This is a genomic window from Streptomyces sp. NPDC102467, from assembly GCF_044765445.1.
Lineage (GTDB): Bacteria > Actinomycetota > Actinomycetes > Streptomycetales > Streptomycetaceae > Streptomyces.
This window is the reverse complement of record NZ_JBIWKA010000044.1, coordinates 1-13,208: the sequence shown is the minus strand read 5'-3', so window position 1 is coordinate 13,208 and position 13,208 is coordinate 1. Positions and strand designations below refer to the sequence as shown.

The following is a 13,208-nucleotide window of genomic DNA, read 5'->3' as shown; positions in this document are numbered from 1 at the left end:
ACACCAGAACTGGCCCCAGCCCGCCCGCGCCGGCGTTCAAGCCGTCCGCATCCAACGACCCCAACCCGCCAGCCCGTAAAGCAACAGCATTGCTTCTAGGCCGTGTATCGAAAGTGGATCTCGGGCTGTGAATGATCACTGTTCATGGGTCGGGGAGATCTCACGGACGAGCAGTGGGCGGTGCTGGAGCCGTTGTTGCCGAGGGGTGCCAGGGCGGGGCGGCCGCCGGTCTGGCCTCGGCGGCAGCTGATCGACGGCATACGGTTCCGAGTTCGTACCGGTATTCCGTGGCGGGACGTGCCCGTCGAGTACGGACCGTGGGGCCGGGTCTACGAGGTCCGCGTGCCCCGCATCGGGGTGGGCCGGCCACACGTCCGCCCCAACCGGGTCCGCGCGGACAAGGCGTACGCCTCCCGCAAGAACCGCGCCTACCTGCGCCACCGCGGGATCCGCTGCACCATCCCCGACAAGGCTGACCAGGCGCGCAACCGCAGAAAGCTCGGATCCCGCGGTGGCCGACCACCGCGCTTCGACCCGGTCGACTACCGCGAGCGTCATGCGGTGGAGATGAGCAAGCCGCAGTGCTGTCATAACTGCGTTGTGCCGTCATCGCCTTCGCCTCCTTCGCTGTGGTGCAGTATCACTGTCCGCTGGTAGTCGAGCCAGGCTTGCTGCGATCGGCGTCCGTGGGACTGCTGGTGGAGCCGGTGGAGCCGTTCGACTTCTTCGGGGTCGGCCTGGACGATCCATGGCCTTCGGGGTTCGTCGAGCTGGCGGCCGGTGATCCAGCCACGCCTGATCCAGCAGTAGAGCGTGACGCGTGGAATCCGAGTGTGGCGAGCAAGATCGTTCAACCACCATTCGTGCGAGCCGAGTTCAGGTTCCGGAGGATGTCGACGCTGTTGCCTGCTGCCGCAGCCGATCTGCCGCAGGAGTTCGCGCGCCCCTGACGGGCTGAACTCCTCGACGCGTTTGGGCGGACGAAGTCCTTCGGCGTTCAGGACGACTGCGATCGCAGTGGAAGGCTGACCCGCTTCGGACAGTTCCCTGGCCCGGGCCGCGAGTCGGGGAAAGTAGCTGAGCTGATCCAGCCGGGCGACCGGGCGGACGACCTCGCCCTCGGTCTGGTGGCCGCCGGCCCAGGTGACCTGGACGGTGACGCGTTCGCTGTTTTTGATGACGGTCACGGTGATCTTTTCGAGCAGGTGGCGCATCAGCTGCTTGCGGTCCGTATCGGTCGTGGTCGGCGCCTGCCAGACGGCCGGCAGATCCTGGGCCAGAGCCCGGATCTGCTCGCGTTCTTCGGTGGTGAGGACACGGGGCCGGGTGGCCGTGAAACGGTCGTACTCCTCGCCCAGTTGCTGGCGCTCGGTCAGCGCGTGTTCCCAGCCGCGTTCCAGCTCGCGCACGACCAGGCGGTTTTCAGGCTCGGCCAGCTGGTACTGACGCCGGGCCCGGCCCACGGCATAGTCGGCCCGTTCCAGACGCTGCCGCCAGATCCGGTCCACGGCTTCGCGCCGGTTCTGGGCCTGCTCGGCCACGGCGAGGGAGACCTCCAAAGAGGCCGGTTCCACCGCGGTCAACAGCAGGCCGGTGACATACCGGTCCAGGCATGCCCCGGCCAGCTGCTGACACAGCTCGCCGCCGTAGTCGGACTTGAGGCGGCCGCACTCGTACTTCGGCCACAGCATTCCGTCCCGGCCGCGCTGATAGTGCACGGCCATCCGGGTGCCGCACCGGCCGCAGTGGATCAATCCGACCAACAGGGCCGGGCCGTCACGGAGGGCGCCCATGCTCAGCGAGCGGGACCGGTTCGCCTCGATCCGGTCCAGGTTGCGTTCGTGCCGTTCCATGCTGATATAGGCGGGCAGCACGCCGGGCAAGTAGACGTACCAGGTCTCGCGCGGTTTGCGGACCCGGCCGGCGAACGGCCGTCCCGGGACACGCCGGCGGGGGTCGGTGCGGCTGCGGCCATAGACATAGATCCCGGCATAGGCAGGGTGCCGGAGCATGTTCTGGATCATGATTCGGCTGGGGCGGCGCCAGACCAGCTGGCCCTTCTCCGGTCCCTCGCGGGCCCGGATGCCGAACTGGATACCGTGCTGGACCAGGAACCGCAGCACCCCGTTGATCAGAGCAAGTTCGTCGAACAGGTCGAAGACCAGGCAGACCACGGCCTGCACCTGCTCGTCCGGGTCCTTGACGATCTGACCGTCCGCGAGCCGGAGGTAGCCAACCGGCAGCGGCATGGCCAGTTCACCGCGGCGGGCCTTGCCGATCCGGCCGTTCCACATCCGTTGTTTGATCAGGTGCAGTTCGGCCTCGCTGATGGTGCCCTTCAGCCCGAGGAACATTCTGTCGTTGTGTTCGGCCGGGTCATAGACGCCGTCCGGGTCGGCGAGGAGGGCTCCGGCCAGGGCACACAGGTCCAGGAGCTGGTGCCATTCGCGGCCGCTGCGGGCCAGTCGGGACATCTCCACTCCGAGGACCAGGCCCACGTGGTCCAGGCCGACTTCGGAGACCAGCCGCTGGAAGCCGGGCCGGTCTACCAGGCCGGATGCCGAGTGGCCGAGGTCCTCGTCGATCACCAGGACCCGTGACGGGGCCCAGCCGAGATCGACGGCCCGCTGGGTGAGTCCGTACTGCAGCCGGGTCGACTCCGCATGGTCGATGACCTGCTGCGGGGTCGACTGGCGGACATAGACAACCGCGAGACGGTCGAGATGCCAGGGCTGGATCTTGCCGTCAAGCCGTTCCCACGGAGCCGTCATCGTCACGGGGTTCACCCCCGCCCCACTCGGCCTTGATCACCATCCGGGCCGCCAGCTCGGCCACATGATCACCCGGTTGCGGCGCATGTTTGCCCATCGACCGCAACGGGGTGATCGCGCCGCCACCTCCCCCTGCACAACCGGTGCCATGCGAGGCGGCCCAGCGACGGGCTGGTGGGTGGGGGGTCGATCAGTACCCGCCCGGACTGCGTCGGCGTCAGGTGTCGGGTGTGTGTGCCTGCCAGTAGTTTGACCGGACGTCAGAGACGACAGGGGCCCGGGTCATGGCCGAGGGGCGGAAGCGTGGCCTTGGTGATCGAGGTCGCGGCTCTCGTCCGGCCGTCCGCAAAACCCGGCTACGAGCGCAGGGCGTCGACCGGTTCCATGCGGGAAGCCCGCAGCGACGGGTAGAGCCCGGCAAGGAGTCCCACCAGGGCTCCGGCGACCGGCGCACCGAGGGCGAGGCTGATGTCCAGGACCGGCGTCCAATCCTTGACCGCGGAGACGATCACCACGACGACCATGCCGAGGGCGGCGCCGACGACACCCCCGAGCAGGCCGATCGTCGTCGACTCCACCAGAAACTGGCCGGCGACCTGTCGCCGCGAGGCGCCGAGGGCACGGCGCAGTCCGATCTCCCCGGTCCGCTCGATGACCGTCACCAGCGTCACGTTGGCGATGCCGATGGCGCCGACCACCAGCGAAACCAGCCCGAGGATCAGGAACAGGCCGTTGACATCGCCCTGCACTCCCTTACGGGCCTTGGCCGGATCGGTCGGAGCCGTCACGGTCAAGGAGGTCTCGGCTCCGGGAGCCAGCGCGATCGGCGCCTGCCGGGCGACCTGGTCGGCCGCGCCGAGCGAGGTGTTGATCAGGACACGGGTCACGGTCCCCAGCCCCATCCGGTCCGCAGCCGTCGTGGGCGGCAGGATCATCGCGGTGGCGAGCTGCTGCTCCCGCTCGACTGCGCCGAGTATCCCGATCACCGTGTAGGCCTGGCCCTTCAGGAAGACCGCGGGAGCGTTCTCGACCGAGCTGATGCCGAGGAGCCGCGCCGCCTGGTCGCCGAGGACCGCCACCCGGTCGTGCCGGGCGATGTCCCCGGCGTCGAAGAAACGACCGGCGGCCATCGCGCCGCGTACCGCGGCCGGTAGTGTGGAGGAGGCGGCGACGACCGCCATGGTCTGGCCACTGACCTCACCGGGAGCGACCACGTCGTTGGCCCGCACCTCGACGCTCGCCGTCTTCTGGGAGTCGGCGATCGCGGCCACCGACTCGACCCCTGCCAACCGGCGCACCGCGTCGATCCCCGCCCAGTCCACGAGTGGACCGGAGCCGGCCGCCTCCACGGAGGGCACCCCCACCGTGACCGAAGTTGCGGTCAACGCGTCGAACCGGCCTACGATCTGGTTGCCCGCCGTGGCGGAGATCCCCATGGTGATGACCAGGGTGGCGATACCCAGGACGGTGCCCAGCGTGGTGAGGGCGGAGCGCGTCGGACGGGCGAGCACCCCCGCCAGCGCCTCGGACCACAGGTCCCGGAAGTCCATCCACGGATACTCGACGGGCTTCCCGTCCCTTACCTTCCTCCCATCCCATGCTCTCCTCCCGGCCCGTGCTCTCCCCTCGGGCCGTGCTGTGCCTGCGGAAGCCGCCACATCCGTCGCAGCCACAGTCTGTTGGACGCGTGTTCGGGACCTCATCGGTGCTCCTCGGTGAGCCGTCCGTCATTGATCCTCACTCGCCGGTGGGCCCGTGCGCTGACCGCCTCCTCATGGGTGATCACCACCAGGGTCATGCCCTGCTCGCCGAGCCGGTCGAAGAGAGCAAGAACCGACTCGGTGTTCTCGCTGTCGAGGTTGCCGGTGGGCTCGTCGCAGAGCAGCAGGGCGGGTTCGCTCAGTAGCGCGCGGGCGATCGCCACCCGCTGTCTCTCCCCGCCGGAGAGCCGGTCCGGCCGGAAACCGGCCCGGTGCCCCAGGCCCACCTGATGCAGTGCCCGCTCGGCCCTGGCGCGGCGGCCGCCCCGGCCGCGCCCGGGGCGCGGCCGACGGTAGGTCTCGGCCAGCATGACGTTCTCCGCCACGGTCCGGTACGGCAGCAGGTGGAAGGACTGGAAGACGAACCCGATCCGGCTGCCCCGCAGCGAGGTGCGCTCCAGGTCGTCGAGCGCGTTGGTCTCCACCCCGTCGAGCCAGTAGGTGCCCGAGGTGGGGCGGTCCAGCAGCCCCAGGGTGTTGAGCAGCGTCGACTTGCCGGAACCGGATGGGCCGACGATCGACAGATGCTCGCCACGCCGCACTCTCAGGTGCACGTCGCGCAGGGCGTGCACCGGCGGTTGGGAGCCGAAGGTCCGCTCCACGCCCGCCAATTGGATGACCGTGTCCGCGCCAGGCGCACCGGAGAACGTCCCCGGACCGGGCACGGACGGATCGGCCATGTGGGGATCAGCCATGGGCGGGCCGGTCGTTACCGGGCCGGATATCGGTGTGGCGGTCGTCGGCGGGCCGACCGCCGGTGGGCGGCTTATCGACCGACCTGCTATCGGCGTACCGTTCACCGCCCGACCACCACCTGGTCGCCCGGCTTCAGGGTGGTACCGGACGCCGGGGTGACCTCCACCTGCCCGTCCGCGGAGAGCCCGGCCTCGACGACAACATCCACCACCTTGCCGCCGCGTACGACCTGCACCCGGGCCGTCCCGTGGGCGGACGTGTGCAGCGCGGCGACGGGCACCGTCAGCACCTTGCCCTGTGACGAGCCCACCTCGATGGTCACCTTCGCGGATTCGGCGGCGTTCTTGGCCAGCCTCCCCGCTGGTACGGAGACCTGTACCGGTACGGGGGTCGACGCGTCATCGTTTTCACCGCTCGGGGTTCCTTGCTGCTTGTCGGTGTCGGCCGAGTCGTCCTTCGGCACGTCGGCGCCGAGTGCCACCACGTCGCCGTCCACCTTCGTACCGTCGGTGGTCTCCACCCGCGCCGACATGCCTTTGTGGAGCAACGTGGCGTCGTCGGCCGGGACCACGGCCCGTACCACGACCTTGGAGCTGGTCACTGTGGCGACCGGGCCGGTGGGGGTGTCGCCTGTCTTCACGGACACCTTGTCGAGGCGGGCCGGCAGTTCCGGCAGGAAGACCACCTCACCGGCGGGGACCTTGGTTCCGTACGCGGCCTGGAAGGCCAGGAGCGCGGAGTTGGCCGCGTCCAGTTGTTGCTGCGCCGACTTGAGTTGCAGCTCGGCGGTGCTGCTGCCGCTGCCCGAGCCGCCTGCGGATCCACTGCCGGGTGATTCGTTCCCAGATGATCCGTTACCCGCTGATCCGTTCCCGGACGAGACCTTCCCGGAAGCTCCGTTCCCGGAAGCTCCGTTCCCGGAAGCTCCGTTCCCGGAAGCTCCGTTGCCGGAAGCTCCGCTGCTGCCGGATTCGCTGTTGCCGGATTCGCCGCCCGGTTCCCGTGCCGCGAGGAGCGCCTGTTGCGCGCTGGTCACCGCCGCCTCGAGCGTCCCCAGCTGCTGCTTGTCGGCAACGGTGGGCTCCATGGCGCGGTAGCCCTTGCTTTTGTACCAGCGGCTGACCGCCGCGGCGTCCGACTGTCCGTATGTCCCGTTCGCCGAACCGGGGTTGAAGCCAAGCCGAGTCAGCGCCCGCTGCAGCTGCGTGACATCGTCCCCGGAGGCGCCGGGCCCCAGGGTCCGGTACATCGGCACGTTGCCCCGCAGCACCAGGACCGGCCGCCCGCTCACCTGCATCAGTACGTCGCCCTCCCGCACCTCCACCCCTGCCGCCGGTGCCTTGGTGACCCGCTGGGCGACGCTGTCGCCGGCCCCCGCGTCGCCGGCCCCGGAGCCAGGGGAGCCCACGAGTCCGGCCAGGGTCACGCCGCGCGAAGACGCGAACTCCACCGAGCCCTGGGCCACCACACTCGCGGTCAGCGAGCGCCGCTCGACTGCGACGGTGACGGGACCGGCTTCGGGCGGCCGGTGCGCGGCGGCGGCGTCCGCGGGCGACTGCATCCTCGATCCGGCGAACCAGCCGCCCGCGCCGACCAGCGCCACCGTGGTGACCACGACGCTCAGCTGTCCGGAACGGGTGCTGATCAGCTTGCGGAACTGTCCGGGGCGGGCGTCGGCCGGCTCGGTGTGCTGCCTCACCCGGCACCGCCACCGCTGGTCGGGGCCTTCAGGAACTTCGGGAAGTAGGCGGCCCGGAACTCCTTGCCGCACTTCAGGTCCCGCATCGCCAGCTCGATGTCCTTGGTGAGCAGGGGGAGGGCCTCCTCCTTGCTCAGCGACTTCTGGGAGTCCCCCTCCGCGTCGACGGCGACGGGGCCACCCGCGCCGGGCGGAGTGGACGCGAGCGCCTGGAGCCTGACCATGTCGCCGATGCCGGTCGGCTGCGTGGTGGTGACGGAGACGCCTTCCTTTCTCAGGCATGAGGCGTACGACTGCGCCAGCGCGACCAGGTTCGGATCACCGTTGAGGGCCTGCGCGTTGGCCTGGTTCTGGCCGGCTGTCGTGGTGCTCCGCTCCTGGGGCGACGCGGACCCGTAGACCTTCTTGTCGGCCTCCCCCTGGCAGCCGGTCCAGGTCTTCGCGCCAGCCTTGGGATCCGGGGGCCCGCCCAGCACCTTGTCGTACGCGGTCTTCTGCTCGGGAGTGAGCGTATTCACGTAGTCCGCGTTGGGTGTCCGGTCCGAGTCCTGCTGGGCGGCCGTACGGCCCGACGCCGCGGTGTCGTGGGGATAGACGATGCCCGCGTAGATACCGAAACCGTACTTCTGCCGGTACTTCATTGTCAGCGCGTAGTCCGCCCCATTGGTGGCCCAGGAGTCGGCGGGGTCCTCGGGCACCACGGGGGTGTAGGTGAATCCCTGCTTCTTCATGCAGGCCGCGATCGCGTTCTCCAAGAGGTACTTCTTCTTGAGGTCGGCGTTCGCATCGGCGGGCACGTCGAGTTGCCCCGACGATCCGGCCGCCGTCGTTCCACCGTCCGAGGAGTGCGACTCCACGCCGGTGCCGGCATCGTTGCCACAGGCCGCCAGCAGGGGCAGCAGGCTCACCGCGACCGTCGCGGTCAGCCTTCGGGCAGTGTGGGATCGAGTCATGTACGTCCATCCGATCGGGAGAAGAGAGAAGGGAGGTTCTGCCGGCGAGGCGGGAGAACGCTGAATTCACAGTGGTGCCGGCAGTTCATGGCCGTAGGTTCGCCGTATGACCAAGCTGTAACGACCGGTCGCCGCGACCATTGACGGCGGTCAGACGGGTGGTCCGGTGACGAAGTGGCCGTATCTGTCGTAGGGCCAGGCGTTGGCGACGCAGCCGTGCAGGCCCTTGATCTGCTGCATCATCACGGGGGCCAGTTGTCCGGGTCCGGCGCAGGTCACGTGCGAGTGACCGAGGAAGTGCCCCATCTCGTGGTTGATGATCAGCGCGCGGTAGTCGTGGATCGGTCCGTCGAAGGTGGGCGAGCCCTTGACCCAGCGCTTGAGGTTCACCACGACCCCGCCAGGGACCTCGCAGTTGTACTCGCCTCCGGTGTCCTGCTGGATGCCCGCCCAGCACAAGGCGTCCGCCGTCCCCGGCGTCGCGATCTTCACCGTGAGGTCGTGCGCGGCCCCCGCACCCACCAGTCGGAACGCGGTGCCCGGGTCGTGGGTCCAGCCCCGCGGGGCGGCGAGTATCGCGGCGATCTCGTCGGCCGCCTGGGACGGCGAGATGTCGAGCCCGCTCTCGACCTCCACGACGTAGCGCAGCGGGTGGGAACCGCTGCCCACGGTCTCCCCGCCGGCCCGCGCGGTGACGAACGTCCCGCTGCCCGTCGCGGGTACGTCGATCTCGGTCCGGCTCACGGTCGGGGTGGGCGTGGGAGTAGGGGTCGGAGTGTGCGTGGGGGTCGGAGTGTGCGTGGCGGCGGTGAGGTGCGTGTGCTGCGGGCGGGGCGCATCACTCGAAGCGTCGCTGCGCCCGCCTTCCAGGAAGTACGCCGTTGGAATCAGCAGGCCGACGGCCGCCAACAGGATGGTCAGCAGGGCTCGGCCACGGCGGCGCGGCCGTCTCCGACGACGGGAGGACCGGCGTCGGCGGTCGCCGCGGTGAACGGGCGTGGTGCTGCCGGCGGGAGGTGCGGATGATCGCTGTCGTGCTGAACGCATGGCAGCTCAAACTGGCCATCCCAGATGATCGCCATGAGCCGGTATTGTCGCGAAAAGATAACGAAACCCAATACCTCTCGGCCCGTTGTGATCATTGTGTAACGGCGGCCCGAGAGCGGCCCTCCCGGAGACGGCGACACCACCCCGCCTGCTTACACTGCCGAAATGTCACGGGTCCTGATCATCGAAGACGACCAAGATGTCCGCCTTGCCATCCAATTGGGCCTGCGGCATCAGGGGCATCAGGTCGTCGCCGTCGGAACGGGGGAGGAAGGGCTGGAACAACTCCGCCCCTTCCAACCGGACGTCGTCGTACTCGACCTCATGCTGCCCGGCATCTCCGGCTTGGACGTCTGCCGCCGGATCAGGGAACGCGACCTGGTGCCGGTCATCATGGTGACGGCCCGCGGAGACGACATCGACGTGGTCGTGGGCCTTGAGGCGGGTGGCGACGACTACGTGGTCAAGCCCGTAAGGGCTCGGGTGCTCGACGCGCGAATACGGGCCGTGCTGCGCCGACAGGGCACGTCGCTGCCGGACGGCACCCGCCCCCGGGCCGAGACCCACGGCGAGCTGGTCCTCGACCGCGCCGGACTCATGGTGACGCACCGCGGCGACCCCGTCGCCCTCGCCCCCTCCGAACTACGGCTGCTGCTCACTCTGTCGGCCTCGCCCGGCCAGGTGTTCAGCCGCCAGCAGCTCCTGGAAGCAGTCTGGGAACACAGCTACCACGGCGACATACGACTCGTGGACGCCTGCGTGAAGCGACTGCGCTACAAGCTCGCCGAGGGCAGGAACCCCCGCTACGTGCAGACCGTACGCGGATTCGGCTACCGCTTCGGCACCTCATGAGCGCCCGGACATCCGCGGGCAGGAATAAGCCCACCAGAGCACGCGGAACCCTGCCCCAAGCCCCCGCCACCCCCACCACCGGCGAGATGCCCGCCGCACCGGGCGCCGGCCCCCGGCGGCTCCTGCGGGCGGCACTGGTACGCATTCCGCTCCCGCTGCGCGGCCTGCGCCCCCGCCTGCTGACAGCTTTCGTCCTGGTGGCCATGGCCAGCGCCCTGGGCACCGGGGCCCTCGCCTTCCGTGAGGCGCGCACGGGGGTGCTCCAACAGAGCCAGGATTCCGTCATCCGCCAGTTCCGTACGAGCGTCGACGCGATCGCGCCCTACATCCCCCCTTCCCCGGACCGGTCAGATCTCCAGTCCGTCGTGAACCAGGTGCTGTACGCCAACCGGTCCTCGGGCTGGCGCGTCATGGCCACCTACGGCGACCACCGCGCCTACGCGCCGAGCGCCGGTCTCGTCGGGCTGACTCCCGAACTGCGCCGCTCCGTGGCCGAAAAACGGGCCACCGTGTTCCAGCGGGTGAACGTCGACGGCCGTCCCCGACTCGTCGTCGGCATGCCCGTCACCTCCACCTCGGGCGAGAACACGCAGCCCAGGCTCTCCGGGCTCGTGATGTACCTGGAGGTCTCGCAGAACACCGAGGAGGGATCCATCAAGGCCATGGTCAGCGGCATCGAGCGGGCCACCCTGGTGGCCCTGTGCCTCGCCGTCGTCCTCGCCCTGCTGGCCGCCGGCGGCGTACTGCGTCCCGTACGGGCGCTGCGCCGTGCGACCCGCCGGATGGCCGCGGGGCATCTCGACGTCCGGCTGGACGTCACCGGCTCCGACGAACTGGCCGATCTCTCTCAGGCCTTCAACGAAACCGCGGCCGAACTGGAGCGCACCATCAAGGAACTGCACCGCCTGGAGGCCCAGGGGCGCCGCTTCGTGGCGGACGTCTCCCATGAGCTGCGCACCCCGCTGGCAGCGATGTCGGCGGTCACCGACGTGCTGGACCCGCAGGAGCGGGACGGGGAGACCGGCGAAGCGCTGCGGCTCATCAGCGAGGGGACGAACCGGCTCAGCGTGCTGGTGAACGACCTGATGGAGATCTCCCGCTTCGACGCGGGAGCCGCCGAACTCCACCGGGACGAGATCGACCTGGCCGAGTCCGTACGGCGGACCCTCGCCTCCCGGGGCTGGCAGGGACAGGTGGAGGCCCGGCTGCCCGGACCTGGTGTGCTCCGCGCGCGCGTCGACCCGCGCAGGCTCGACGTGGTGACGGCCAACCTGGTCGGCAACGCCCTGCGGCACGGAGAGCCGCCCGTGCGGCTGACCGTCGGCGTACGGAAGGAAGGGACCGGCATGGCGTGGGCCGTCATCGAGGTGAGCGACAACGGACCAGGGATCGCCGAAGAGGCCTTGCCGCACATCTTCGAGCGTTTCTACAAGGCGAGCACCTCGCGGGCCCGAAGCGAGAGCAGCGGCCTCGGCCTGGCCATCACGGCGGAGAACGTGCGCCTGCACGGGGGACGTATCCGGGCGGCGAACCTGCTCCGGGGCGGGGCGGTGTTCACCGTCGAGCTCCCCCTGCACCCCGACGACGCCGACCCCAGCCCCGATACCCGTACCGCTGCCGCGGGGGGTGCCCGATGAAGGTATCGCGGTCGGCGTCGGCTCTTCTGCTGCTCGGGCTCACCGCCGCGCTCACGCTCACGGCGTGCGGGGTCCCCCCGTCCGGCGTCATCGAGGCCGGTGAACCGGCGAGCGGCATGTTCTCCTCCAGCTCGCGGCCGTCTGCGCCCGCGACCGTCTCCCTCTTCTTCCTGCGCGACGGGGACCTGACGGCCTACCCCCGCCGGACCGGCGACGCCGCCGACCTCCAGGACGTCGTAGGCCTGCTGTTCGAGGGACCGACCGCGACCGAAGCCGCGACGGCCACCACGCAGCTGCCCCGCCTGACGGACGCGCCCCGGCTGACGACCGGCGACGACGGCGTGCTCTCCATCCGCCTCCCGGGCGAAGCGGCCCCGCTGAGCCGTCAGGCCCTGCGCCAACTGGCCTGCACGGTGGACCACACCGCCTCGCCGCTCGTCGCGGCCGCCCCTGGCGCCGACCCGGAAGCCGTCGCTGGCACCGGGCACCCTTCCCTCACACTCAGCAGCCTCCGGGTACTCGGGGATGGCTGGACGATGACGCAGTCGGACCCCGAGTGTCCGTCCCCGTCCGAGCCACAGGAGCTGCCACAACCCTGATCCCGATGAGGGCGAGCAGCAGCCACCAACCCGTAAGCAGAGGGCGGGACGCGGTACGGGCGGCCCTTCCGAGACGGGTGCCCCCGCGCTCGACCGCTGGACCATCGACCTCCGCTCGGGTCGGAAACGCAGCACCCGCCTGGACGACCGCCCGCAGGAATTCCCCCGCGTCAACGAGTCGCTGGTCGCGCACCGGCGGCGGGGCCCCGGCGGATCTTCCGTCGGGTACTGCGGCCGCCGGGCGGGTGGATCACGTCATGTGGGCGCCGAGGAGACGGGACGGCATCGAAGGCCCAGGCCACGGTGGCCATCCGTTTGCGGTTGGGCTTCTCGCCGGGCGCGAGTCTGGTGCGGTGCCCGCTCTGCGCGGAGGCGTGATGGGCCTTTTGAGTGGCGGGCCGTAGGGCCTCGGGCCGCATGATCACGCCTTTGCCGTCGGCTTCGATGACCAACAGAACGTCCCGGCTGGTCGGGATGGGGACCATCTGGCGGTAGAAGTCATCGATGTCGCCCGGCGCGGCGGCCACGAGCTGTTCGAGGCGACGTTTACCCAGGACTCTTCCGCATCGTCGCTCGACGCGGCTTGGGCCTGGTCGAATGAACCCCGCACCGCCGCGGTGAACGCGAGCCGTCGCAGTCCCACCGAGTGCCGCCCCGCGGGCAGCGACAGGACCTGATCCGTGGGGTGGACGTTGGTCATTCCCGGCCCTTGATGGGCCATTCGTTCCACCCGGACCAGGCCGAACAGGCAGGCCAGCCAGCGCGCGTGACCAGCTTCGCGCCATGGGCGCAGGCGACCGTCCGGGCCCCTCACCGGTGGGTGTGTGCCAGCTTGCACCGCATCCTGCTCGCGGCGGGCACGCAGGGGGAGATGATCCTGCAGCAGCTGCCGCAGCAGTCCTCGCCCGGCGAGGTCCAGATGTTCTTCCAGCTCGGCGTGGTTCCAAAGGGACGCCAACTCGCCTTGCAGGGTGCGTAATAGCGACTCGAAGGCACTGCCCGAGCGGACAAAGGGGTCAGTGCTCACGCAGGTGTCATACGGTTCCATTCCCAGGGCTCTTCTCGGACTGTGTCGATTTGGTTGGCACCTTCGGCTCTAAGAGGACGTTCGCGTCACTTATAGGCCGCTATGAGCCGGTTCACCGCCTGCAAGCGGCATCTCGGGACAGGGCATTTGCCGAAATCGCCCGGCTT

Annotated in this window: 11 protein-coding genes and 1 pseudogene; 4 read left to right on the top strand and 8 right to left on the bottom strand. The window is 69.8% G+C overall.

Annotated elements, in window-relative coordinates:
- Positions 1-144 precede the first annotated feature (144 nt).
- Positions 145-657: a transposase gene (locus tag ACIREE_RS41770; protein ID WP_404164714.1), complete on the top strand. Its 513-nt coding sequence runs from the start codon at positions 145-147 to the stop codon at positions 655-657.
- Here the strand turns inward: ACIREE_RS41770 and ACIREE_RS41765 are convergent.
- From ACIREE_RS41765 to ACIREE_RS41735, 7 genes are all read right to left on the bottom strand, one after another.
- Positions 588-2,771, bottom strand: coding sequence for a recombinase family protein (locus tag ACIREE_RS41765; RefSeq protein WP_404164716.1), 2,184 nt, complete (start codon positions 2,769-2,771; stop codon positions 588-590). The genes ACIREE_RS41770 and ACIREE_RS41765 overlap by 70 nt on opposite strands.
- Positions 2,772-3,127: 356 nt before the next feature.
- Positions 3,128-4,321 (bottom strand): ABC transporter permease, encoded by a 1,194-nt coding sequence (locus ACIREE_RS41760; RefSeq protein ID WP_404164713.1) that lies wholly within the window; start codon positions 4,319-4,321, stop codon positions 3,128-3,130.
- 149 nt (positions 4,322-4,470) lie between these two features.
- Positions 4,471-5,226, bottom strand: coding sequence for an ABC transporter ATP-binding protein (locus ACIREE_RS41755; RefSeq protein WP_404164711.1), 756 nt, complete (start codon positions 5,224-5,226; stop codon positions 4,471-4,473).
- A gap of 101 nt (positions 5,227-5,327) precedes the next feature.
- Complete coding sequence (locus ACIREE_RS41750; protein ID WP_404164709.1) at positions 5,328-6,926, bottom strand: peptidoglycan-binding protein; 1,599 nt, start codon at positions 6,924-6,926, stop codon at positions 5,328-5,330.
- Positions 6,923-7,879, bottom strand: a complete 957-nt coding sequence (locus tag ACIREE_RS41745) for a hypothetical protein (protein WP_404164708.1) — start codon at positions 7,877-7,879, stop codon at positions 6,923-6,925. The genes ACIREE_RS41750 and ACIREE_RS41745 overlap by 4 nt, the downstream gene beginning before the upstream one ends.
- Before the next feature lie 150 nt (positions 7,880-8,029).
- Positions 8,030-8,788, bottom strand: a complete 759-nt coding sequence (locus ACIREE_RS41740; protein WP_404164707.1) for a DUF3152 domain-containing protein — start codon at positions 8,786-8,788, stop codon at positions 8,030-8,032.
- 8 nt (positions 8,789-8,796) lie between these two features.
- Positions 8,797-8,961 carry a hypothetical protein gene (locus tag ACIREE_RS41735; RefSeq protein ID WP_404164705.1) on the bottom strand — a complete coding sequence of 55 codons (165 nt, stop codon included), beginning with the start codon at positions 8,959-8,961 and terminating at the stop codon, positions 8,797-8,799.
- A 130-nt stretch (positions 8,962-9,091) separates the two neighbouring features.
- Here ACIREE_RS41735 and ACIREE_RS41730 point away from each other — a divergent pair, with 130 nt between their 5' ends.
- From ACIREE_RS41730 to ACIREE_RS41720, 3 genes are all read left to right on the top strand, one after another.
- Positions 9,092-9,778 (top strand): response regulator, encoded by a 687-nt coding sequence (locus tag ACIREE_RS41730; protein ID WP_404164703.1) that lies wholly within the window; start codon positions 9,092-9,094, stop codon positions 9,776-9,778.
- 86 nt (positions 9,779-9,864) lie between these two features.
- A complete protein-coding gene (locus ACIREE_RS41725; protein ID WP_404164701.1) occupies positions 9,865-11,415 on the top strand; it encodes an ATP-binding protein in 1,551 nt (516 codons plus the stop codon).
- Complete coding sequence (locus tag ACIREE_RS41720; protein WP_404164699.1) at positions 11,412-12,014, top strand: hypothetical protein; 603 nt, start codon at positions 11,412-11,414, stop codon at positions 12,012-12,014. The genes ACIREE_RS41725 and ACIREE_RS41720 overlap by 4 nt, the downstream gene beginning before the upstream one ends.
- Before the next feature lie 194 nt (positions 12,015-12,208).
- Here ACIREE_RS41720 and ACIREE_RS41715 read toward each other — a convergent pair.
- Positions 12,209-13,062: pseudogene (locus ACIREE_RS41715) on the bottom strand (ISKra4 family transposase); the annotation flags it as partial.
- Positions 13,063-13,208: the final 146 nt, after the last annotated feature.

Excerpts from the sequence above, each read along its gene's own strand:
- ACIREE_RS41770 (WP_404164714.1), top strand. The coding sequence starts at position 145 with ATGGGTCGGGGAGATCTCACGGACGAGCAGTGGGCGGTGCTGGAGCCG.
- ACIREE_RS41765 (WP_404164716.1), bottom strand. The coding sequence starts at position 2,771 with ATGACGGCTCCGTGGGAACGGCTTGACGGCAAGATCCAGCCCTGGCAT.
- ACIREE_RS41760 (WP_404164713.1), bottom strand. The coding sequence starts at position 4,321 with ATGGACTTCCGGGACCTGTGGTCCGAGGCGCTGGCGGGGGTGCTCGCC.
- ACIREE_RS41755 (WP_404164711.1), bottom strand. The coding sequence starts at position 5,226 with ATGGCTGATCCCCACATGGCCGATCCGTCCGTGCCCGGTCCGGGGACG.
- ACIREE_RS41745 (WP_404164708.1), bottom strand. The coding sequence starts at position 7,879 with ATGACTCGATCCCACACTGCCCGAAGGCTGACCGCGACGGTCGCGGTG.
- ACIREE_RS41735 (WP_404164705.1), bottom strand. The coding sequence starts at position 8,961 with ATGGCGATCATCTGGGATGGCCAGTTTGAGCTGCCATGCGTTCAGCAC.
- ACIREE_RS41730 (WP_404164703.1), top strand. The coding sequence starts at position 9,092 with ATGTCACGGGTCCTGATCATCGAAGACGACCAAGATGTCCGCCTTGCC.
- ACIREE_RS41725 (WP_404164701.1), top strand. The coding sequence starts at position 9,865 with ATGCCCGCCGCACCGGGCGCCGGCCCCCGGCGGCTCCTGCGGGCGGCA.
- ACIREE_RS41720 (WP_404164699.1), top strand. The coding sequence starts at position 11,412 with ATGAAGGTATCGCGGTCGGCGTCGGCTCTTCTGCTGCTCGGGCTCACC.